18 protein-coding genes are annotated in these 22,815 nt (G+C 41.4%); 3 read left to right on the forward strand and 15 right to left on the reverse strand.

What is annotated here, in order from left to right; translation table 11 throughout:
* Positions 1-55: 55 nt before the first annotated feature.
* Positions 56-1,240, reverse strand: a complete 1,185-nt coding sequence (locus DWW33_RS02760) for an AfsR/SARP family transcriptional regulator (RefSeq protein WP_117698730.1) — start codon at positions 1,238-1,240, stop codon at positions 56-58.
* Positions 1,241-1,417: 177 nt separating this feature from the next.
* Here DWW33_RS02760 and DWW33_RS02765 point away from each other — a divergent pair, with 177 nt between their 5' ends.
* Positions 1,418-2,290, forward strand: coding sequence for a PHP domain-containing protein (locus DWW33_RS02765; protein WP_118638786.1), 873 nt, complete (start codon positions 1,418-1,420; stop codon positions 2,288-2,290).
* Between the two features lie 318 nt (positions 2,291-2,608).
* On the opposite strand, the gene DWW33_RS02770 is transcribed toward DWW33_RS02765, so the two are convergent.
* Genes DWW33_RS02770 through pheA form a run of 4 tightly spaced genes read right to left on the reverse strand, consistent with a single transcriptional unit; the run spans position 2,609 to position 8,827 of the window.
* Positions 2,609-4,804: an RNA degradosome polyphosphate kinase gene (locus DWW33_RS02770; protein WP_117841207.1), complete on the reverse strand. Its 2,196-nt coding sequence runs from the start codon at positions 4,802-4,804 to the stop codon at positions 2,609-2,611.
* Positions 4,805-4,816: 12 nt separating this feature from the next.
* On the reverse strand, positions 4,817-6,349 hold the full coding sequence (locus DWW33_RS02775; protein ID WP_118638787.1) for a Ppx/GppA phosphatase family protein: 1,533 nt from the start codon (positions 6,347-6,349) through the stop codon (positions 4,817-4,819).
* A gap of 30 nt (positions 6,350-6,379) precedes the next feature.
* Complete coding sequence (locus DWW33_RS02780; RefSeq protein ID WP_117698734.1) at positions 6,380-7,675, reverse strand: ATP-binding protein; 1,296 nt, start codon at positions 7,673-7,675, stop codon at positions 6,380-6,382.
* Positions 7,676-7,696: 21 nt separating this feature from the next.
* Complete coding sequence (gene pheA / locus DWW33_RS02785) at positions 7,697-8,827, reverse strand: prephenate dehydratase (protein WP_022244094.1); 1,131 nt, start codon at positions 8,825-8,827, stop codon at positions 7,697-7,699.
* Positions 8,828-9,018: 191 nt separating this feature from the next.
* On the opposite strand from pheA, the gene DWW33_RS02790 reads away from it, so the two are divergent.
* Positions 9,019-10,038, forward strand: a complete 1,020-nt coding sequence (locus tag DWW33_RS02790; RefSeq protein WP_118638788.1) for a DUF5050 domain-containing protein — start codon at positions 9,019-9,021, stop codon at positions 10,036-10,038.
* A gap of 137 nt (positions 10,039-10,175) precedes the next feature.
* On the opposite strand, the gene ilvA is transcribed toward DWW33_RS02790, so the two are convergent.
* The 10 genes from ilvA to DWW33_RS02840 form a co-directional block, all read right to left on the reverse strand.
* Positions 10,176-11,387 carry a threonine ammonia-lyase gene (ilvA, locus tag DWW33_RS02795; RefSeq protein ID WP_022244090.1) on the reverse strand — a complete coding sequence of 404 codons (1,212 nt, stop codon included), beginning with the start codon at positions 11,385-11,387 and terminating at the stop codon, positions 10,176-10,178.
* A complete protein-coding gene (gene ftsY, locus DWW33_RS02800; protein ID WP_117841210.1) occupies positions 11,381-12,376 on the reverse strand; it encodes a signal recognition particle-docking protein FtsY in 996 nt (331 codons plus the stop codon). The genes ilvA and ftsY overlap by 7 nt, the downstream gene beginning before the upstream one ends.
* 5 nt (positions 12,377-12,381) lie before the next feature.
* Positions 12,382-15,942, reverse strand: a complete 3,561-nt coding sequence (smc, locus tag DWW33_RS02805; RefSeq protein ID WP_118638789.1) for a chromosome segregation protein SMC — start codon at positions 15,940-15,942, stop codon at positions 12,382-12,384.
* Positions 15,943-15,954: 12 nt separating this feature from the next.
* A complete protein-coding gene (gene rnc / locus DWW33_RS02810; RefSeq protein ID WP_117947012.1) occupies positions 15,955-16,653 on the reverse strand; it encodes a ribonuclease III in 699 nt (232 codons plus the stop codon).
* A gap of 229 nt (positions 16,654-16,882) precedes the next feature.
* Complete coding sequence (gene acpP, locus DWW33_RS02815; RefSeq protein ID WP_022244086.1) at positions 16,883-17,113, reverse strand: acyl carrier protein; 231 nt, start codon at positions 17,111-17,113, stop codon at positions 16,883-16,885.
* Between the two features lie 13 nt (positions 17,114-17,126).
* Positions 17,127-18,146, reverse strand: coding sequence for a phosphate acyltransferase PlsX (plsX, locus tag DWW33_RS02820; protein WP_117841212.1), 1,020 nt, complete (start codon positions 18,144-18,146; stop codon positions 17,127-17,129).
* An 81-nt stretch (positions 18,147-18,227) separates the two neighbouring features.
* On the reverse strand, positions 18,228-18,881 hold the full coding sequence (locus tag DWW33_RS02825) for a YesL family protein (RefSeq protein ID WP_022244084.1): 654 nt from the start codon (positions 18,879-18,881) through the stop codon (positions 18,228-18,230).
* A gap of 116 nt (positions 18,882-18,997) precedes the next feature.
* Positions 18,998-19,177, reverse strand: coding sequence for a 50S ribosomal protein L32 (gene rpmF / locus DWW33_RS02830; protein ID WP_022244083.1), 180 nt, complete (start codon positions 19,175-19,177; stop codon positions 18,998-19,000).
* A gap of 4 nt (positions 19,178-19,181) precedes the next feature.
* On the reverse strand, positions 19,182-19,706 hold the full coding sequence (locus DWW33_RS02835) for a YceD family protein (protein ID WP_022244082.1): 525 nt from the start codon (positions 19,704-19,706) through the stop codon (positions 19,182-19,184).
* Positions 19,707-19,776: 70 nt separating this feature from the next.
* Positions 19,777-20,967: an acetate kinase gene (locus DWW33_RS02840; RefSeq protein ID WP_118638790.1), complete on the reverse strand. Its 1,191-nt coding sequence runs from the start codon at positions 20,965-20,967 to the stop codon at positions 19,777-19,779.
* Positions 20,968-21,193: 226 nt separating this feature from the next.
* Between DWW33_RS02840 and DWW33_RS02845 the strand changes: the two genes are divergently transcribed.
* On the forward strand, positions 21,194-22,453 hold the full coding sequence (locus DWW33_RS02845) for a nucleotidyltransferase (RefSeq protein ID WP_118638791.1): 1,260 nt from the start codon (positions 21,194-21,196) through the stop codon (positions 22,451-22,453).
* Positions 22,454-22,815 lie beyond the last annotated feature (362 nt).

The following is a 22,815-nucleotide window of genomic DNA, read 5'->3' on the forward strand; positions in this document are numbered from 1 at the left end:
TATTCTTCCGAATTGTACTTAAATCTTCCTGTTTGTATTGTATTTCTCCTCGTATCTACTCGTCTGTTCCATTCACCAATACTTTATGATATTTCACATATTTCTTTCCAGCCGTCCGTTCCATGTTGTCATTGATTCTTTCTATCACAAGTCCGCAATTTTCTTCTTCAATACCTATTAAAAGTATCAGATACTGGTTTGTGCTGTATCTGGTATACAGGTCACCGCTGCGCAGGGAGTTTTTCAATGCCTGCTCCAGTTCTGCCCGGATGTATTCGAAATGAACACCGCCTTCTGAAGCATACCCCTTCCCATCGGTAATGGTGCTCATAAGAAGCCACGCGCTCTTTCCCGTACGCTGCAAAACCCGTTTTGCAAAGCGGTAATTTTCAATGAAAACAGGATACGAACAGTAAAATGCTCCTTCCTCTCTCTCTTCTTCCAGCTTCTCCTGTATTGCCTGAATATGAGTGGCATCATCCTCCGTAACACAGCTGCTGATTCGTTTTAATTGTTCCAGCATAGACTTTGAAGGCTCACTGCCAAGCTCTGCCAGCAGCATTTCTTCTGTCTTATGATATAATGCCACCGCCTCTTTGGAACGCTTCATGGCAATCAATGCCTCCATCTGGTATACCTGCCAGTCATCCAGTGGATAAAGAACCGCTGCTTTTTCTGCTATCTCATATAATTTCTGATACTCCTGCTCATCCCTGTAAATTCCGCACAGTCTCTTTACACAGGACATATATAATTTCCGGTATTTCGTTGCCCAGAAAATTACCCATTCCGATGCTCCCAGTGCCGGCAAAAATTCTCCACGGTACAGCCTGACTGCTTCCTCTAATTCTGTTTTTCCAAAATCTTCCGCCTGTTTCAATGCATGCTCTGCCTTCTCTTCAAAAGAAATGCAATCACAACGATACGGAATTTCCGGTGTCCAGTAATAAACTCCCTTTCGGCTTATAATATAATCGCTCTCCGGCAGTCCCTGCTCCTTAAGCAGTTTCCGCACCCGGAAAAGAATTGCCCGGAAACTGTTGGATGGGTTTGCGACCTCCTCATTTTCCCATAGTCTTCCCACCAGTTCTTCCCTTGTTACCCCTTCTGTACCCGCATGCAGAATAATCTGAAGCAGCCGGTTCGTCTTTGTCGTTGATTTCCGGTCTATGATAAAGGAATGATTTCCATATTGCATTCGAAATGTTCCAAGCATACTTACTTCTAAAATTTTTTTCATGCTTCCTGCCCCCCTGCAGATTATTTTTCCTAATTGCAGTATAAAGGACTTTGTTTTTATACGCAAAAGATTTTTCTCATTTCTTCCGGATTGTCAAAACGAAAGATTACTCTTATAATCATATTCATAAATAATTCTAAAAAATAATTGTTTCGAGCTGTTAGAAAGGATTATACCATGGAAACAGGATTTATTGATTTACATGTACATTCAACCTGCTCTGACGGAACTTTTACTCCATCTGAGCTGGTTCATGAAGCCAGACGTCATTCGATATATGCCTTTGCCCTTACTGACCACGACTGTATCGATGGTATTAAAGAAGCACAGGAAGAAACCTTGCGGCTTAACTCCCCGGATGCACCGGAAGTCATTGCCGGTGTTGAACTCTCCTGTGAACTGGATGATCGTGAAATCCATATGGTCGGGCTATATATTAACCCGGACGATAAAGTATTTAATGATAAATTAAATGCATTCCGTTCTTCCCGCACAGACCGCAACCGCCTGATGGTTGATAAACTGCAGCAGGAGGCACACTTTGCCATTGATTATGACAGTCTTATCAGAGAATTTCCGGATGCAGTCATTACAAGGGCACATATTGCAAGATACCTTGTAAATCATGGTCTTGCCAAAGATATGAATGCAGTATTCAGTAAATATATCGGGGATGACTGTCCTTATTATGTAGACCGTCCTAAAATCACTCCGCAGGAAGGTATTTCCCTGATTCATCATGCCGGTGGTCTTGCCATTTTAGCCCATCCGGTACTCTATCGCATGAATGCAGACCGATTGGACGCTCTGGTTCAGACACTGGTAGAAGAAAGCCATTTAGATGGTATTGAAGCCGTCTATTCCAGCTACCAGCTTGGTGACGAACAGAACATCAAGAAGCTTGCACAAAAATATCATCTGCTTATTTCTGGTGGCTCTGACTTCCACGGAAGTAACAAACCTTATATTTCCATGGGAAACGGAACGAGACATATGCCGATTCCTTATTATATTTTATCGGATATTAAAAATGCGCTGCATTGCAGATAGCTTACTACTCATGTACACCAAGAGGGACTGTCATTTTACAATTTCTGTAAAACAACAGTCCCTCTTTATAGATACTTTCTATTTTTTGTCTTTCACCTCGTCTAATGCATTTCGAAAGATTCGTTCAAATTCATTTTCGGAACATTTTTTCCGGCTGGATTCATCCGAATACCCTCTATTCTGCTGTCTTGCCTGCTCATGAACGAGCAAAACAACCGGAACCTTAAAATAACCGTCATATCCGTATGCGACAATCCCCTCCCTGGAGCTTTATTTCAATGGTTTCATATTATATATCGGCAAAAGTGTCTGATTTCTTTAGTCCTCTACCGGTTCTGCCGGAATAAAAATACGGTCTTTTACCACATCTGCAGGCTTTGGTGCTGCTTCTTCTGCTTCCCTGCAGAACTGCAGCTGTGAATTCACCAGTACCTTTCCACGTTTGTCAACCTTTTCATAGGTGCCATCCTTCTGAAGGAGATGTGCTTTCGTATTATCTGCCAGTTCCACATCCAGAATATGCATTACTTTATGCTTTAACTCTTCATTTTCTACGGGGAAAATAATCTCTACACGGCGGTCTAAGTTACGCGGCATCCAGTCAGCACTTCCCATGTAAATTTCTTCCTGTCCATCATTATAGAAATAGAAAATTCTGCTGTGCTCCAAGAAATTTCCTACAATGGAACGCACTCTGATATTTTCACTGATCTTTGGAATGCCTACCTTCAGGCAGCAGATTCCACGTACCACCAGATCAATCTGCACTCCCGCTGCTGATGCTTCATACAAAGCTGCAATAATATCACGGTCACAAAGAGAATTCATCTTGGCAACAATTTTGGCTGTCTTTCCCGCCCTGGCGTATTTTGTTTCACGCTCAATTAATTTCAAGAAACGCTTCCGCAGCCAGATTGGTGCTACCACCAGCCGGTTCCAGGACAGCGGTTCAGAATAACCGGATAACATATTAAATACTGCTGTTGCATCTTCTCCGATTGCTTCCGAACAGGTAAAGATACCACAGTCTGTGTACAGCTTTGCAGTGGAATCGTTATAGTTTCCGGTTCCAAGATGTACATAACGGCAGATGCCTTCTTCTTCTCTTCTTACGACCAGTGCAATCTTGCTGTGGGTCTTTAAGCCCACCAGACCATAGATGACATGGCAGCCTGCTTTCTCTAATTTTTTTGCCCAGACAATATTATTTTCCTCATCGAAACGGGCTTTTAATTCTACCAGAACAGATACCTGTTTGCCATTTTCTGCTGCCTGCGCCAGCGATGCAATGATTGGCGAATTGCCGCTGACACGGTAAAGTGTCTGTTTGATTGCCAGTACATCCGGATCTTTGGCTGCCTGACGGATAAATTCGACTACCGGATCAAAGGTCTGGTATGGATGATGCAGTAAAATATCACCTTTTTTAATCGCATCAAAGATACTCTCTCCCTGCTGGATCTGCGGCACCGGCTGTGGCGTATATGGTTTGTAACGTAAATCATCACAGCCTTCCAGTCCATACATCTTCATCAGGTAAGTCAAATCAATCGGTCCATTGATTTTAAAGATATCATCCTCTGACTCTACCCGAAGTTCATCCTTTAAAAATGCCAGCAGACGCTTATCAATGCCATATTCCACTTCCAGCCGGATAACTTCGCCCCACTGCCGTTTCTTTAGGGATTTTTCAATTTCTTTCAGTAAATCCTCTGCTTCGTCCTCATCAAAGGAAAGGTCCGCATTACGCATAATACGATACGGATAAGCACAGACCACTTTATGGCCTAAGAACAATTTGGAAATATTCTTCTCAATAATCTGCTCCAACAGGATAAAGGATTTCTCGCCTTCCTTTACGGATGGAATTGGAATCAGCCTTGGTAATACAGATGGCACCTGAACGGTTGCATATTCATAGATGGTTCCGCCCTTCTTCCCCTCTGCCTTAAGCTTCTTCTCTTCTTCTTTGCCAAGGAGGTCATCCTTCTTCGGATTTTCTTCCAGTAAAGCTACAATGTTTAATGTCTTATTGCGAATCAACGGAAATGGTCTGGATGCATCCACTGCCATCGGTGTCAGTACCGGATATATATTTTCTTCAAAATAACGGTCTACATATTCTGCCTGAAAATTTTCCAAATCTTCATAGGCATCTACAATATAGATTCCTCTTGCATTCAATAGCGGAATCAGGGAACGGTTATAAGTAGAATACTGCAGTTCTACCAATTCCCTGGTATCATGATTAATGGCTGCTAACTGTTCAGACGCTGTCATACCGGCAATATCTGTTTTCTTATAGCCCGCATGTACCATATCCTTTAAAGAAGCCACACGTACCATGAAAAATTCGTCCAGATTTGAAGAAGTAATGCTGACAAATTTTAACCGCTCCAGCAGCGGAATGGATTTGTCTCTTGCTTCATTCAATACTCTGCCATTAAATTTAATCCAGCTCAACTCACGGTTTTCATAATATTCCGGATTCGTATATTCTTTTAATTTTTCCATTCGCATACTCTCCTAACTATAGACCTTTTTCACTTTAATCACCGGTTTCATACTGAATACTTCTTCAAAGAAGGACGCCTTGGACTCAAACAGTCCCTTTTCCAAGGTCACATCATCTTCCGTCTCTATGGTAATAATCAGATTTCTTCCGGAAACAGATGTCTTTACATTCTTAAATTTCTGCTTGTGGCTTCTATCCATGGCATTTGCCACCTTAAGGATAGCTGCAAGCTTGGCTACGGTAAGATAACTGTCATGATCCATCTTATCTGCCAGTCTGTCATAGCTGTCTATCGGTAGTGTATTATAAAGTACCGTAGACGCCACAATTTCACGCTCCAGATGAGTCAATCCAATAATTTCTGAAGAAATAATAATGTCATAGGAGCACTGCGGTCCATTAACCAGACTGACAAATTTACCACAGTCATGGAGAATGGCTGCTGTCCTTAGCATCAGCCGCTCTCTGTTTCCCAATCCATGAATCTTCTTCATGGCATCAAATATCTGGACTGCCATCTGCTCTAATGCTTCAAGATGTGGCTGATAGCCGAAATATCTTTTGGACATACATTCCGCCGCAGATATTACATCTTCTTCGAAATCATGTGTTGCTTTCACCATATTATGCCGCTGTGCATAATCATATGCTATACCATCATTTACATTCACACCCGGAACAACAACATTCTGCGCATTTAATGCAGCAACTAACTGACGATAGATAACCAGTGCCGGAATCAGCAATGCATCACTCTCGTTGGTGATTCCTAATTCTCTTGCAATCTGTCCTGTATTCTTGGCTCTCAGCTTCTCCGTATAACGATAGAACTTGTCCGCATCTACCATACATTTGCCATTTTCTTTACTGATTTTCGGCATAAATGCAGAGATATAATCTCCCATAAAAATAACATAACGGATGCCATCCTTTGGCAGATAAAGAGCTTTAAAGACCTCTAATTCCTTATCTACGACTTCCTGTATCTGCTGCTCATAATTACCGCTGCTTTGCATGCCAAGGTCAAAGAGTTTCTCCTGCACACGCATAATTCCAATCAGAAGATGCTGCGTGGTAACTACCTTTCCTTTTACAAAAAGTGTTATCTGCATACTGCCACCACCTACATCAACTACTGCTGCATTCTGACTGGTCATATCCTCAAAATTCTTCTGGGATGCCACCGTCTTATAACTGATAAAACGATGTTCCGAATTGCTCAGCACTTTCACATTAAGTCCGGTTCGAATCCGTATCTGGTCTAAAATAAATGCTTCGTTCTGTGCATCCCGGATGACAAGACCTGAATATGCTTCATACTCATCCGTCCGATACATCTCCATAATCCCCACGAATTCTTTCAGCACCTGACACAATTCATCCGCTGTTTCATATCCAACATATCCCTGGGAATAAACATCCCTTCCCAATTCTATTCTATGGCGGACATGGTCAATTTCCCGGATTCCTCTCTTAATGGAAAGCTCAAACACTTTCATGCTGATTTCATAAGACCCGATATAAATTGCTGCAAAAGTCTTCATCCGTGCTCCTCCTCCTGTGTAAATCTTCTGTTACACTTCCTGTCCTAACATATAATTGATAAACTGCTGTGCGGTTCTTCCGGAAAGTCCACCATGACTTAACTCCCATTTGTTGGCTTCTGCTAAAAGCTCTTCTGCCGGAAGATGTACTCCCTGCTTTTCTGCCAGTTCTACTACAATCTGCTGGAATTCTTTCTTGGTCGGTGCTCCAAAGTAAATAGATACACCAAAACGATATACCAGCGAAAGTTTTTCCTGTACGGTGTCAGAAGTATGCATATCCTCACGCACTTCCTCTTTATCTGAAAAGTTCTCACGAATCAGATGTCTGCGGTTTGAGGTTGCATAAATCAGCACATTGTCCGGTTTCTTCTCCAGCCCACCTTCAATTACAGCTTTCAAATATTTGTATTCAATTTCAAATTCCTCAAAAGATAAATCATCCATATATATAATAAATTTATAATTACGGTTCTTTATCATGGAAATAACCGTGTTCAAATCTTTAAACTGATGCTTATAAACTTCAATCAGGCGAAGTCCCTGCTCATAATACTGATTGGCAATTGCCTTTATGCTGGTTGATTTACCGGTACCTGCATCACCAAACAACAGACAGTTATTGGCACTCTTTCCCTTTACAAAAGCTTCTGTATTATCCACCAGCTTCTTCTTGGCAATTTCATAGCCTACCAGGTCATCGAGTTTCACATGAGCGATTCTGGTAATCGGTGCCAGTTCTACAACACCATTGGTATTCTGGATACGGAATGCCTTATGTAAGCCTAGATTTCCCACACCAAATCTTGCATAGAATCCGGTTACGCTGTCCTGAAATGCATTGGTATCCTTTGCTCCTGCCAGTTCTACAGCCAGTTCACAGATGCAGTCACGGATACGTTTGTTAAATACGCTTCCATTATCATCCGGTCCCTTGAAATTCTGAAGCACATCCATATCATCAATTTCCAGAGTCTTTGCCACTTCATTTAAGTTATAATCAAACATTTCTTTTAAAATAGCAAAATCATGGGCTGCAATCGCATTGATACTTCCGTTTACTGCTCCTTTCATTTCGCAGGCGGTACTATAGGCATTTTCATTATTCACCATAATAAACGCAAGAAAACAGTGCCACAGATTTCCTTCAAAACCGTGGCTCACTGCCAGTTCAATCAGTTGGTTCAAACATCTATAATACAATTCTACTATATCAGACCGATTGTAAAATTCACTATCATAGTTTTCCAAAATCCATGTAAAATTATAAAATAATTCTCCATTTTCAAAGTTCTTATATAAAATTAATTCTCCTGAATGTTTCATCTTAATGTCTTACCTGTCTTTCTAATAATTTCCAAGAATTTTAAAGTTTTCAGCTTCTTCTTTGATTCCATGCAATGCATTCTTTACTGCACTCTCATTTAAATTTCCTTCAAAGTCAATAAAGAAACGATATTCCCAGTTCCGCTCTCCTAATGGTCTTGATTCTATCTTATTCATGTTCAAATCATTAAAAATAAAATGGGATAACATATGATAAAGAGATCCACTTTCATGCGGAATTTCAAAGCAGATACTGATTTTTCCGGCATTCTTTAAGAATATCTTACGGCCGGTTACAATGACAAACTTTGTACAGTTATTGCTGTTATCCTGGATATGCTCGTCCAATATATCAAGCCTGTAAATATCGGCAGTAAGACGACTGGCAATGGCTGCCTGTCTTAGGAGACCATCTTCTTTTACTTTTTTTGCTGCCATGGCAGTATTCTTAAAGCTGTGTTTTTCCCAGTTCCGATGCTCGTCCAAATATCTGCCGCACTGCATCAGTGCCTGCGGATGGGAATATACCTGTTCAATATCAGATAGCTTTGAGCCTTTCGTTCCGAGCAGGCAGTGGTCTATTGGAATAATCTGTTCTCCCACGATACAATTATCATATTCTACCAGCAAATCATAATTTTCTGACACAATTCCGGCAGAAGAATTTTCAATCGGAAGCACTGCATAATCTGCTTCTCCTTTTGCGATTGCTTCCATGGCATCCCGCCAGGTCTGCACATGATAACTGTTTGTGGTATCATGGAAAAACTGCTGCATTGCCATCTGGCTGTATGCGCCCTCTTCTCCCTGATATACGATTCTTATATTTTTATCCGGAAGTGCCGCTACCTCTTCAAATGGTATCGGCTCCATAATGCCTTTTTCTGCCAGCTTCTGATACTGCCGTTTTCTGCTCATGCTCATCAGATGTTCAAAAAGTTCTCTTGTTCCACGCTTTAAAAACGGGTCATCTACCATGGAAGTTACCTTTTCTAACTTCTCTTCTTCCCTTGCCTTATCAAAGACTTTTTTCCCGGTAGAAAGCTTATAATCTGCCACCTGTTCGGTCAGTGCCATACGTTTTTCATACAGTGACACCAGCTCTTTGTCCACGCTGTCAATTTCTGCTCTTATCTCTTTTAAATCTTTCATTGTTATCTTTCACCTTATTATTTTTTTCTATCATATACCATTCCCATTTCGGTTGCAAGTTTCCCGAAAGAAAGTTATAATTTTTATCGTAAGAATTGTGGAATTTGGAAATGTTATAGGAAAGTTCTTTCCTGTCATATTTCCAAATTTCACAATCGTCTGATTACATATAACATCAAAGGAGGATTCTTATGAAAAACAAACGAAAAAAACAGCTCTTTATCACGATTGCAATTATTCTTATTCTGATTACAGTGTTTTGTCTGATTCATTTTCTTAACCGCACAAAAATGAATTCCGGTTATGTCAATGGAAATTCTGCCGGTAATCTTTATAACGGTGGACTTTTCTGTGAAAGTAACGGCACTGTTTTCTTCAGTAATCCTTCCGATAACCACCGACTCTATTCCATGAATCCTGATGGTTCTGATATGAAGAAGCTTTCCGATGATAACGTCTCTTATATCAATGCAGATGATCACTATGTTTACTATATCCGAAACAACAAGAGTAAGGATACTAATTTCTCTTTTCTGAATTTTGGAACTAACAGCTTATGCCGTATCAACCGTGATGGAGGCAGGGTTACCATTTTAGATGACGACCCAAGTCTTTATGCCGGACTGTACGGAAATTATATTTACTATATCCACTATGACAAAGAAACGGCTTCTACCCTGTATCGGGTAAAAATCGACGGAACAAAAAAAGAACAGGTTTCTAAGTTTCCTTATAAGACCTGCTCCTCTAATGGACAGTATATGTACTTTAATGGCGAAAACGATTCCCACTCTCTCCTGCAGCTTGATACTGCCGACAACTCTGTTGCTACACTCTATAGCTGCACCTGTTATGAACCGACTGTAATCAATGACACGGCTTATTACATGGATGGAGACAACGATTATGGACTAAGCACTTATTCCTTAAGCAGCGGTACTGCCAACCTTATCATCCCATCCAGAATTGACTGCTACAACGTCACCGGGGATTATATCTATTATCAGAAAAATGGCGAGGGTGCCGGTATCTACCGCTGTCTCACCGACGGAAGCAATGAGGAATTACTGATATCCGGTAATTATACCGCATTACATACCACCTCACAGTACCTTTACTTCTATGAATACGGCAATGACTCTGTCTGTTATCAGATGCCACTTAGCGGAACCGGAAATGATATCGGTGTATTTACGCCGGAGAAATTATAATCTACCATTCCAAAAGCCGCATCAGAGCTGAAGTTTTTCTTCCTCTCCAATGCGGCTTTTTCTATTTTATTACAAACTATACTTTTTTCTTCTGTCTGCAAAGAAATTGAAAAATATCCTTTTCCAATAAACGTCCCTTACAGGCTGGTACGAACCTGTTTTGGTTTATAGCCTTCTTTTTCCAAAGCATTGATAATCTGCTGTTTATGCTCCGGTCCAAAGCACTCTAATGTAATGCGAAGTTCAACTGCCGCGGTACGGTTGGTTGTTACAAACTGGTTATGCTCCAGCTTGATAACATTTCCCTGCTCTCTTGCGATGATTCCGGACACTTTACAAAGCTCACCCGGCTTATCCGGAAGCAGTACAGATACAGTAAAGATTCTGTCACGGAAAATAAGTCCCTGCTGAACAACGGAAGACATGGTAATGACATCCATGTTTCCACCGCTCAGGATGGATACGACCCGTTTGTCTTTCACATTCAGATGCTTTAATGCGGCAACGGTAAGTAAACCAGAGTTCTCTACCACCATCTTATGGTTTTCTACCATATCAAGGAAAGATACGACCAGTTCATCATCACTTACGGTGATGATATCGTCTAAGTTCTTCTGAATATATGGGAAGATTTTTTCTCCCGGAGTCTTTACTGCGGTACCATCTGCAATGGTATTCACTGCCGGAAGTGTTGTAACCTTACCCTCCTTAAAGGAAGCCTGCATACAATTTGCTCCAGCCGGTTCTACACCAATCACTTTAATCTTTGGATTCAGTAATTTGGCAAGAGTGGAAACACCGGTTGCCAGTCCGCCTCCTCCGATTGGAACTAAAATATACTCAACCAGTGGAAGTTCTTTAAAGATTTCCATGGCTATGGTTCCCTGACCGGTTGCAACCGTCAAATCATCAAAAGGATGGATAAAGGTATATCCATGCTTCTCAGCCAGTTCATAAGCATGTGCACATGCTTCATCATAAACATCTCCATAAAGTACTACATCAGCACCATAGCTCTTGGTACGGTTTACTTTAATCAGTGGTGTTGTGGTTGGCATAACGATGGTTGCTTTACAGCCATAGCATTTTGCTGCATAGGCAACACCCTGGGCATGGTTTCCTGCGGAAGCGGTAATCAGTCCCCTCTCTCTTTCTTCTTCGGATAAAGTGCTGATTTTATAATAGGCACCACGTACCTTATATGCTCCGGTAAACTGCATATTTTCTGGTTTCAGATATACTTTGTTACCGGTCTGCTCACTCAAATAATTGCTGTAAATTAATTTGGTCTCCAAAGTTACTTCTTTTACTTTTTCACTTGCTTCTTCAAATTTATCTAATGTTAACATTCTGTCTCTCCTTCTTCTCCCGAATCTTCCTTTACATCAAACAATGCATTTACAAACTGCCCGGAATCAAATTTCTGTAAATCATCTATGGTTTCACCGACACCGATATACTTTACAGGGATGCCAAGTTCTGACTGAATGGCAACTGCGATACCACCTTTTGCGGTTCCATCCATTTTCGTTAAAATAATTCCGGTAATGTCTGCCACCTCTGCAAACTGTCTTGCCTGTGCCAGTGCATTCTGTCCGGTTGTGGCATCCAATACTACCAAGGTCTCACGGTATGCATCAGAATACTCTTTTTCCAGAATACGGTTGATTTTGCGAAGTTCTTCCATCAGGTTTTTCTTGTTATGAAGCCGTCCGGCAGTATCACACAAAAGAACATCTGCCTTTCTTGCTTTCGCAGCTGCTACTGCATCGTATACCACAGAGCCCGGGTCAGCACCCTCCTGACCGCCAATCATGTCTACTCCGGCACGGTTCGCCCATTCCTTTAACTGGTCTCCTGCCGCTGCACGGAAGGTATCTGCCGCAGCTAAAACCACGCGTTTACCCTGACTCTTTAATTTACCTGCCAGCTTGCCAACAGAGGTTGTCTTTCCGACTCCGTTTACACCAATGACTAAAACGACAGATTTTTCTTCCTCGAAGCGGTATGCAGTCTCGCCTACATCCATCTGCTCTTTGATACTCTGAATCAGAAGCTCTTTACAGTCTGCCGGCTCTTTGATTTTTTCTTCTTTGACACGTTCCTTTAACTTGTCCAAAATTGCCTCTGTGGCATGTACACCAAGGTCTCCCATAATCAGAATCTCTTCGATTTCTTCATAGAAATCATCATCAATATGTGAAAATCCATGAAATACAGAATCAATACCGGATACAATGTTATCTCTTGTCTTGGTTAATCCTGATACAAGGCGGGCAAAAAAGCCTTTTTTCTCTTTCTTTTCTTCTTCCATCTTGTCACTTCTTTCTCTGTTCATTTCTCTTATTTATCTAAATCTTCTTCAATCAGATTTACACTTACCAGTGTGGATACACCCTTCTCCTGCATGGTAATTCCGTACAGGCGGTCGGCTGCTGCCATGGTTCCTCTTCGGTGCGTAATGATAATAAACTGCGTATTCTTCGTTAATTTATGCAGATATTTTGCAAAACGTCCTACGTTAGAATCATCTAACGCTGCCTCAATCTCGTCTAAAAGACAGAATGGGGATGGCTTTAAGTTCTGAATTGCAAATAACAGTGCAATGGCTGTCAACGATTTCTCTCCACCGGACAACTGCATCATGTTCTGCAGCTTCTTTCCAGGTGGCTGCGCAATAATACGGATGCCGCACTCTAAGATGTCCTCATCCTCGACTAACTCTAAGGTTCCTTTACCACCACCAAAGAGATCCTTAAATGCCTTGTCAAATTCATGCTGGATTTCCGCAAACTTCTCGGTAAACTGCTTGCGCATTCCGGTATCCAGATCTTCAATGATACCCACCAGCGTCTGCTCTGCTTCTACTAAATCATCATGCTGCGTCTTTAAAAACGTATAACGTTCACTGATTTCTTTATATTCTTCAATGGCATTGACATTGACATCACCCAATTTTCGGATATCATCCTTGATACCGTAAATCTGTTTCTTAAGTTCCGGCAAATCCTGATATTCTTCATTGCGAAGCAACAATGCGTTATGCGGAGTCAGCTCATATTCCTCCCACATATAATTGGTCTGGTATTCACCTGCCTCTTCTAACTTCTCTCTCTGGCTGTTCAGTCGGAAAATCTCTTTGTCAAGATTTGCAATCCGCTTGGAAATCTCTTCTCTTCGTTCAAAGAATCCCTTATACTCTGCTGACATCTGTTCTTTTGCAACAATGCTCTCAGAAAGCTTCTGATTCAATGCCGCATAATTCTCATCGGATGCAAGAATGGTCTTTCGGATGGCTTCAATGTCCGCCTCATGACGTTTTGCATCTTCTTTGGATTCTGCTGACTGATTCTTCAAAGACTCCTGATTCTTGTATACACGCTCTAATTCTTCTTCCACACGTTCTAAGTTTTCCTGTATGAATTCCTGTTTCTGTGTGAATCCGGCTTCCTCTAACTGCACCTTGGAAACAGCTTCAGTTGCAGCCTCTTCCAGTTTCATCTGTTCTTCTAAAATTACCTGGAACTGCTCTGCCTGGGCTTTGATTTCTTCTTCCCGTACTTCTGCTTCTTTGATTTCCTCTTCCGTACGTTCCTTGCCCTTCTTAATATCCGTCAACTGTTCTTCAATATCCTGGCTCTCATTCTTTAAACCTTCAAATACGCTCTCGCTTTCATTCTTCTGCTGCAAGGTACGGTCTACATTCATCCTGGCTGTATTCTGCTGTAAATACTGTTCCTGTAAATCAGTCCGTACCTTTTCCATATCCTGCATGGCAAGTTCCTGTGCAGTGCGGATTTCTTCGCTCCGCTCCTTGCAGGATGCAATGGTTTTCTTCAGTTCTTCCAGTCTCTTCGTCAAATCGTCAATTTCGCGTTTTCTTCCCAGAAGATTACCGGTATTCTTAAAGGCACCACCGGCAATGGAACCACCCGGGCTTAAATACTCACCCTCCAAGGTTACCATATGTAAAGAATAATGGCTCTTCTTCGCCAGTGCCAACGCATGGTCAATGGAGTCCATAACAAAGACTCTTCCAAGAAGATAGGACATTACACCGTCAAATTTTGCATCATGTTTTACCAGCGTATCTGCCTTTCCGATTACGCCTTCTTCTTTTAAGAATACATCCTGCTTGCTGTTATCCTTACCGGTAACACTGGTCAACGGCAGGAATGTGGCACGTCCCAGACGATTCTGTTTCAGATAAGCAATCATTTTCTTTGCTGTCTGCTCGTCTTTCGTAACAATGTTCTGGATATTTCCACTGAGTGCAACTTCAATGGCTGTCTCATACTTCTTGTCCACCTGAATAAGGTCTGCCACAACGCCGAGGATTCCGCCTTCCTTATCCTTCTGCTCCATTACCTTACGGATACTGTTTCCATAGCCTTCATAACGCTCTGCAATATTTTTTAAGGTCTCAAGACGGGATTCTCCCTTATTATAATCAATAGTTGCTTTTTCTAAGGCACTCCGGTTCTCTGCTGTTTTCTTACGCCAGCTTTGAATTAAGTCTGCGGTCTCTTTTTCTTTTGCCTTTAATGCTTCAATCTCACGACTTACTTCTGCTAATTTGTCCTGATATTCTGACAATACACTCTGCAAATCTGCTTCTTCGCTTTTACGCTTTAAGAGACGCTGATTCAACTGGGCTTTGCGGATATTTACCTGCTCTGCCATGGTATCGAATTTCTGTAATTTTGCTTTTGTGGAAGCTTTATTATTCAGAATCTCAATAATCTCATTCTTGCCTTCTTCGATGCCCTGTGTACAGCGGGCAATTTCCTTCTGAATTTTTTCTAGCTCATCAGAAGCTGCCTGCTTGCGTGCTTCAATCTCTGCTACCTGGCTGTCAATTTCCTGCTTCTGTGCAAGATAATGCTCCTGCTGTTCTTTTCTTTCTTTCCGGTCACTTTCTAACTGCTCCAAACGTGCTTTTAAGCTGTCATCTGTCATCTGTGCAGCCTTAATCTGCTCATTTAATACATTAATCTGACCTTCCAGTTTTCCCTTCATGACATTGGTATTGCTGAGTTCTTCGCGGATTTCTGTGATTTTCGCATCCATTTCTTCCATGTCCTGCTCTTTTTTCTCATACTCCGCTTTGATATTCTCGTATGCCTCGTTGTCTTCTTTTAACTGGGTATCTGCAATTTTAAACTTTTCTTCTACTTCTTTGGTCTGGGTCTCAATCCGCTCCATCTCTAAAAGGAACATGTTAACATCCAAGGTCTTTAACTCTTCCTTTTTCTTAAGATAGATTCTTGCGGTCTCTGACTGTTTCTCCAACGGTCCTACCTGACGCTCCAACTCTGTCAAAATGTCATTGACACGTACCAGGTTCTCCCGCTCACTTTCTAATTTCTTCTGGGCGGTTACTTTTCTTCTCTTATATTTTACAATTCCTGCCGCTTCATCGAAAAGTTCTCTTCTTTCCTCCGGCTTACCGCTTAAGATTCGCTCAATCTGACCCTGTCCGATAATAGAATAACCTTCTTTACCGATACCGGTATCATAAAAAAGCTCGCTTACATCCTTCAGACGGCATGGATTGCCATTGATAAGATATTCACTTTCTCCGGAACGGTATACTCTTCGGGCTACCGTTACTTCTGAATAATCTACCGCAAGCTGATGGTCTGCATTGTCTAATGTAATCGCAACATATGCATAACTTAATGGCTTACGATTCTCTGTTCCCGCAAAAATAACATCCTGCATGCTTGCACCACGTAGCTGCTTGGCACTCTGTTCTCCCAATACCCAGCGCACTGCGTCCGCAACATTACTTTTTCCACTACCGTTTGGCCCCACAATGCCTGTGATTCCGTTGTGAAAATCAAATACAATTTTATTTGCAAATGATTTAAAACCGTGAATTTCAATACTTTTGAGATACATAACTTCCTCCGTTTAAGAGCGCTTATTCTCCTGCTGTTTCAGCTTAAGCAGCGCCTGATATGCAGCTTCCTGTTCTGCTGCTTTCTTTGTATGTCCCATTCCCTCTCCAATGGACTTTACTCCGATTCTGGCTTCTACCACAAACCGCTTATCATGATCCGGTCCTTCTTCCCGGATCAACTGATAATTCAGTTCTTCATTATATCCTGCCTGTACTATCTCCTGCAGGATAGTCTTGCTATCATAAAAGAGCTGTTTGTGCTCAATGTCTGTCAGAATGTATTTTAACACAAACTCTTTTGCATTAGCAAAACCACCATCCAGAAAAATTGCTCCTATTACTGCTTCCAATGCATCCGAAAGAATGGATTTCCGATTTCTTCCTCCTGTTAAATCCTCTCCTTTTCCCAGATACAGATATTTTCCCAAATCAATTGCTCTGGTACAAAATGCCAGTGTCGGCTCACACACAAGGCTTGCCCGGAGCTTGGTCAGTTCACCTTCCGAATAATCCGGATACTTCTGGTATAAGAATTCACTGGATGTAACCTCAAGCACTGCATCGCCTAAGAATTCCAACCGCTCATTATCTGAGTGCTTCTTCATATGTCTTTCATTGGCATAGGAACTATGGGTTAATGCCTGTCTTAATAATCCCTGATTGTTGAAATGATATCCTATCACTTCTTCAAATTCATGTAATCTGCTCACTGTTTTCTCCTTCTAACTGTCGTTGCTGCCCGCAAACTACGGGAAACACGCTTTGCAAGCCGCCTGCGGCGGTCGCTTGCGACATCTACCTTATACGCCGCAGTGTGCATCCTCGCGGAGCGTTTTTTACTTTACAGGAAAGAAATTTCCTGTAAAGCAAAAAAGAATCCGGCATGCCGGACTCTTTCGCACAATATGCTTCCTTTGAAGAATACTATCTATTCTGCTTTTAGTTCAGCGCACTCTTTATCTGCTCTACCGCATCGCCTACAGTAACAATTTTCTCTGCTTCTTCATTTGGAATCTCAATATCAAATTCTTCCTCCAGACCCATGATAATCTGGAAAACATCCAATGAATCTGCGCCAAGGTCATCTACAAAAGTAGTTTCCATACTAATCTCTTCTTCGTCCACATTCAGGACTTCTGCAATAATTTTTTTCAGTTTTTCAAATTCCATAATCTTTTCCTTTCTATTCTTCTGTTTCAGAAATTACTATATTTTTTTTGATTTTATTATTGATATCCTGTTCTTTAAATGTAACACACTGAATGATGGAATTCTTTACTTCCTTCGCCTTGGAGCTTCCATGTGTTTTAACCACCAGTCCATTCAGTCCAAGCAATGGTGCCCCGCCATACTGGGATGCATCGAAAGATTTTAATGTCCTCTTCAGTGCCGGCAATGCCAATGCTGCACCAATCTTACTCTTTAGGCTGCTGAGCATTCCCTGCTTTACTACACCAATCAGCGTACTGGAAAGTCCTTCATAAAGTTTAAGGATTACATTTCCTACAAACGCTTCACAGACAATGACATCTGCTCCGCCATGTGGTATCTCTCTTGCTTCAATACTTCCCACAAAATTGATATCCTTGCATTCTTTTAATAAAGGATATGTTTCCTTTACCAGTGCATTTCCTTTTTCTTCTTCTGCTCCGATATTTACGATTGCAACTCTCGGGTTCTTGATTCCCACAACATTTTCCATATAAATGGAACCCATCCTGGCAAACTGTACCAGATGTGAAGAACGGGCATCTACATTTGCTCCACAATCAATGAGCAGGGATACTCCTGTCTCGGTCGGAATCAGCGGTGCCAAAGGCGGACGCTCGATACCACGGATTCTTCCTACAATCACCTGTCCACCAACTAATACGGCTCCGGAACTTCCTGCCGATACAAATGCATCTGCTTCCTTCTGTTTTACCATATTCATTCCCACAACAATTGATGAATCCTTTTTCTTACGAATTGCATTTACCGGATGTTCCGCAGTCTCAATTACTTCTGTTGCATTCTTAATTTCAATCTGGTCTTTCTCATAGGTATACTTTTTCAATTCTTCAGCAATAACTTCCTGCTGTCCAACCAGTACAACCTGTATATCTCTGCGTGTATTTACTGCCTCGATGGCACCTTTTACAATTTCGCCCGGCGCGTTGTCGCCTCCCATTGCATCAACTGCCACTCTAATGACTTCCTGCATATACATTCCTCCTGTAAATCTGCCATCACATTAAGCCTATATTGAAATATACTATAACTTTCCATAGAAATCAACAGAAAACTAATTGAAATATTCCCGGTTCCGTTCCTCTTCTTTGGCAATGTCCTCCTCTGACATATAACGCAAGAAAATCTTCTCCATAATTCCATTCTGAATTGCAATAAATGCCGCCGGTGCAAAAATTAATAAAAATGGAATCAGATATACTAAAAATGCAATTACCAGCAAAATCACCAGCATGAGAATGGTCTTTGGCAGATGTGCAAATGACATCAGTGCCGCATTCTTTACAATTGCTTTATTGGTATTTTCAAAACGGGCAATGTTCGGATATACATATAACCAGATTGCAATCTCAAATACCAGCATAACAACGAAAATCACAAAAGCCTTGCCCCACGCTGCTCCGGCTTTCATAAACTGGAACATGATAAACCAGTCTGCTCCCATAACAAGACCAATCAGTAAGAAAATCAGCCAGATTACGGTTGCCTGTTTAAAATTAGAACGGAAGGATGACCAGAACTCTTTCCAGATATATCCTCTGCCATGGCGGATTACTTTATTCACTGCATAATAAAGTGCAGTGCAGGATGCTCCAATGGTAAAAACCGGAATACATGCCATGAACCAGATTAAACTCAGGCAGAATATGTTAATCACTTTATCAAATGCACTAAAGAGCTTATTATTATAATTAAAAATATTGCTCATACCTTCTCCTTTTCTATGAATAGGCATTCGCAAAACCTGAATCGTTCTGCAAATGCCTATCTTTTTCATAAAGTAAAAAGGGAGTGTTTTTGCAAACACTCCCGGTCACTTCTTAATTAGTCCTGAGGAATAATTTCTTTCTTGTTGTATGAACCGCAGTTCTTACATACTCTGTGAGGCATCATCAAAGCGCCGCACTTACTGCATTTTACTAAACTTGGAGCAGTCATTTTCCAGTTTGCTCTTCTTTTATCTCTTCTTCCTTTGGAAGATTTGTTCTTTGGACAAATTGACATCTGGTTACACCTCCTTAAATTTATTGAAAATATCTTGAATTGCTGCCATTCTCGGGTCCAGCTCAGATTTCTCGCAGTCACAAGTCTTGACATTCAGATTCGTACCGCATTTCTTACAAATCCCCTTGCAATCCTCTCTGCACAGAACCTTCATTGGCCAGTTCACCAAGATTTCATCATAGACCATTTTATCAATATCAAGCTGAAATCCTTTCATGTAGTCTGCCTCATCCATCTCTTCTTCCGAAGCATCCGCATCTTCCAATGGGAACTTCTTATCGAATACAAGGTGGAAATCTGTTGGAACTTCTTCCAAGCAGCGGTCACATGGTATTGCTATCCTTACGTCCGTTTCTCCGTGAATCAGTAAATCCTTATTCTCTTCGTTAACGATACGCAGCTCGAATGGCTTTTTCTCTATGAACGGAAACACACCTAACTTTGAATCAAAGGATGTCAATTCAATTTCAGCCTCTTTCGTAAGCTCTTTATTTTCACATGAACATACATCGGTTAAATCTAATATCACGTTTGTCTCCTTTTCACACCTAAACAATTATACATAGCACTATAGCTTTTGTCAACAATATTTTTCCTTTTTAGCCTACCAAAGCTACGGTTTCTCTTGCAATTGCAAGTTCCTCGTTGGTCGGGATAATGCATACGGTTACTTTGGAATCCGGAGTAGAAATAATCTTATCCTCTCCACGAACCATATTTGCTTCCTTATCCATGGTAATTCCAAGATATCCGAAGTATGCAAGAATCTTCTCACGGATGAATGATGTATTCTCACCAATTCCTGCAGTAAATGCAATGGCATCTACTCCGTTCATTGCAGCCACATAAGCACCGATATATTTTGCTACACGGTAAGCAAATACTTCACATGCTGCAATTGCTCTTGGATTTCCTTCATGATAAGCAGCCTCGAGGTCACGGAAATCACTGGACACACCGGAAAGTCCCTCTACACCGGATTTTTTATTTAATACATCCATAATTCCGTCGATGTCAAGGTTTTCTTTCTTTGCAATGAATTCCATGATTGCCGGGTCAATGTCACCGGAACGTGTTCCCATTACAAGTCCCTCTAATGGAGTAAGTCCCATAGAGGTATCTACACATTTACCATCTAATACAGCACTGATGGATGCTCCGTTTCCAAGGTGGGCAACAATCAGTCTGGAATGGTTATAATCAAGATTTAAGAACTCAGCCAGACGTTTGGATACGAAGCTGTGGCTTGTTCCGTGAAAACCGTAACGTCTTACCTTGTATTTCTCATAATATTCATATGGCAGACCATAAAGATAAGCCTTCTGTGGCATGGTCTGATGGAAAGCAGTATCAAACACACCTACCATTGGTACACCAGGCATAAGTTCCTGACATACACGAATACCAATTAAGTTTGCAGGGTTATGAAGTGGTGCAAGCTCATTACACTCTTCCACTTTTGCTAATACTTCTTCATTTAATACAACAGACTGGGCAAATTTCTCACCACCATGTACGACACGATGTCCTACTGCATCAATTTCAGAAAGACTCTTTACCGCACCTGTCTTTGGGTTTACCAGTGCATCTAGTACCATCTGGATACCTTCTTTATGGGTCGGCATTGGTGCTTCTGTTATCTCTTTATCATGGCCAGCAAGCTGGTATACTAATCTTCCATCAATTCCGATTCTTTCACAAAGTCCTTTAGCCAGTACAGCTTCTGTATCTGAATTAATAAGCTGATACTTCAAAGAAGAACTTCCACAGTTAATAACTAATACGTTCATCTGTTTTCTCCTCACTGCTATTTTTTTACGGTTCATTGTTACAAATCCGCATATGTATATTTAGTATACGCCTATTTTAAATGGTGTTCAAGTACAGTGTCTGAAAAAATGCAAAGAAAAATATTTTTTCGAAATTCTTCTTATGAATACTTTCCATAAGTAATTTGCCAAAAATATGGGAATAATGCTATGATAGAACTATATTATTTGTAACTTTGGAGGACTTATGCGCATCATAGGAATCATTGCAGAATACAATCCGTTTCATAACGGTCATGCTTACCAGATAAAAAAAATCCGTTCCCTGACCCAGGCTGACTTCGTTATCGCAGCCATGAGTGGAAATTTCGTCCAGCGGGGAGAACCGGCTCTTATTGACAAATATGCACGAACAGAAATGGCTTTAAGCTGCGGTGCTGACCTGGTAATTGAGCTGCCAGCCCTCTGGGCAACTGCTTCTGCCGAACTTTTTGCTTCTGCAGGTGTTGCACTCATGCGTAAATGTGGCTGCGTAGACACCCTCTGCTTTGGTGCAGAAACAGACAACCTTTCTTTATTAAAAGAAGTTGCTTCCCTGCTCGTATCCGAACCTGAGGACTACAAAGAAGTTCTCTCTTCCTGTCTCAAAAAAGGAATGTCCTATCCTGCCGCAAGAAGTCAGGCGGTATGCAGCTATTTAAAAGAAGCCAACCCGCAAATCCCGGCCGATGAACTTGCCTGCCTTTTAAATGAGCCAAATAATATTCTTGCTATTGAATATTTAAAAGCGATTCAGGCTCAGAATGCCGCCATCACCCCTTATCTGATTCAGCGGACCGGAGACAGCTATCACGAAGCGGCACTTAACAGCAGTCTTTCCTCTGCCACTGCCATAAGAAAAGAGCTTCTTTCAAACGGCTGGAATGACATCACTACATTAAATTCATATCTGCCGGAAGCTGCTTATTCTATTTTAAAAAAGTATCTTAATCTTTATCCGCCGGTTTCTGCCAATGATTTTTCTGCTCTACTTTCCTACCTTCTGTTACAGCAGAGTGAAGCACAACTGGCTTTCTGTGGTGATTCCAATGAAGCAATTGCCCACCGGATAAAAAATTTGCAAAAACAGTTTCATTCCTTTGAGCAGTTCTGCCAGTTACTGAAAACAAAGGATATGACTTATACCAGAATCAGCCGGATTTTCACTCACCTTCTGCTTCAGATTACATCTGAAGATTATCGTTTGGGAAAATCCTTAGATTACATTCCTTATCTTCGTATCTTAGGATTCCGCAAAGACGCCTCCCGGCTCCTCACGATTTTAAGCAATTATGCGGATGTTCCGATGATTTCTAAGAGTGCCAACGCAGCCTCTATGCTATCTTCTGATGCTGCACGCCTTTTTGATCTGGATGTCTTTGCTGGAGAATTATATGAAAACATCCTGTCCGTGAAAACCGGGCAGGATGCCAGAAGCGAGTTTGTACGCAATATTGTAAGGGTGTGAATTTGCCGTGCCGTCTGATTCCACCATTTGGTTGGTGGGAAAATCAAAAGAGCGTTTGATAAGAACTAAGATTTTGATTGTAAAAGGACATCTTAGTTCTTTGGCAGTAAAATTTCAGCAGTTCTTAGCAGTTTGTTTTTCTTGAATGTAAACTGTCTTTCCGTTGCTTTGACTGGATGTCTGCACTGTCCGTCGGGTACGGATGCTCTATAAAGCCTGCAAGGGGCACTGGGAATTTCGGATAATACATCACATTATCTGGCAACCGGCGCAAATTCACATCCATGTTCAAATGCGCCTCGCTGGCACATCCCTGTGCCAGCGTTGCCTGTTGCCAGACGAAATTCCAAGTGCCCCTAACA

Source organism: Roseburia sp. AF15-21 (assembly GCF_003479505.1).
In the GTDB taxonomy this organism is placed as follows: Bacteria; Bacillota; Clostridia; order Lachnospirales; family Lachnospiraceae; genus Roseburia_C; species Roseburia_C amylophila.

Excerpts from the sequence above, each read along its gene's own strand:
- ftsY (WP_117841210.1), bottom strand. The coding sequence starts at position 12,376 with ATGAACAGAGAAAGAAGTGACAAGATGGAAGAAGAAAAGAAAGAGAAA.
- DWW33_RS02840 (WP_118638790.1), bottom strand. The coding sequence starts at position 20,967 with ATGAACGTATTAGTTATTAACTGTGGAAGTTCTTCTTTGAAGTATCAG.
- rpmF (WP_022244083.1), bottom strand. The coding sequence starts at position 19,177 with ATGTCAATTTGTCCAAAGAACAAATCTTCCAAAGGAAGAAGAGATAAA.
- DWW33_RS02765 (WP_118638786.1), top strand. The coding sequence starts at position 1,418 with ATGGAAACAGGATTTATTGATTTACATGTACATTCAACCTGCTCTGAC.
- DWW33_RS02780 (WP_117698734.1), bottom strand. The coding sequence starts at position 7,675 with ATGAAACATTCAGGAGAATTAATTTTATATAAGAACTTTGAAAATGGA.
- ilvA (WP_022244090.1), bottom strand. The coding sequence starts at position 11,387 with ATGTTAACATTAGATAAATTTGAAGAAGCAAGTGAAAAAGTAAAAGAA.
- plsX (WP_117841212.1), bottom strand. The coding sequence starts at position 18,146 with ATGCAGGAAGTCATTAGAGTGGCAGTTGATGCAATGGGAGGCGACAAC.
- acpP (WP_022244086.1), bottom strand. The coding sequence starts at position 17,113 with ATGGAATTTGAAAAACTGAAAAAAATTATTGCAGAAGTCCTGAATGTG.
- smc (WP_118638789.1), bottom strand. The coding sequence starts at position 15,942 with ATGTATCTCAAAAGTATTGAAATTCACGGTTTTAAATCATTTGCAAAT.
- DWW33_RS02825 (WP_022244084.1), bottom strand. The coding sequence starts at position 18,881 with ATGAGCAATATTTTTAATTATAATAATAAGCTCTTTAGTGCATTTGAT.
- DWW33_RS02760 (WP_117698730.1), bottom strand. The coding sequence starts at position 1,240 with ATGAAAAAAATTTTAGAAGTAAGTATGCTTGGAACATTTCGAATGCAA.
- DWW33_RS02845 (WP_118638791.1), top strand. The coding sequence starts at position 21,194 with ATGCGCATCATAGGAATCATTGCAGAATACAATCCGTTTCATAACGGT.
- DWW33_RS02775 (WP_118638787.1), bottom strand. The coding sequence starts at position 6,349 with ATGAAGACTTTTGCAGCAATTTATATCGGGTCTTATGAAATCAGCATG.
- pheA (WP_022244094.1), bottom strand. The coding sequence starts at position 8,827 with ATGAAAGATTTAAAAGAGATAAGAGCAGAAATTGACAGCGTGGACAAA.
- DWW33_RS02770 (WP_117841207.1), bottom strand. The coding sequence starts at position 4,804 with ATGGAAAAATTAAAAGAATATACGAATCCGGAATATTATGAAAACCGT.
- DWW33_RS02790 (WP_118638788.1), top strand. The coding sequence starts at position 9,019 with ATGAAAAACAAACGAAAAAAACAGCTCTTTATCACGATTGCAATTATT.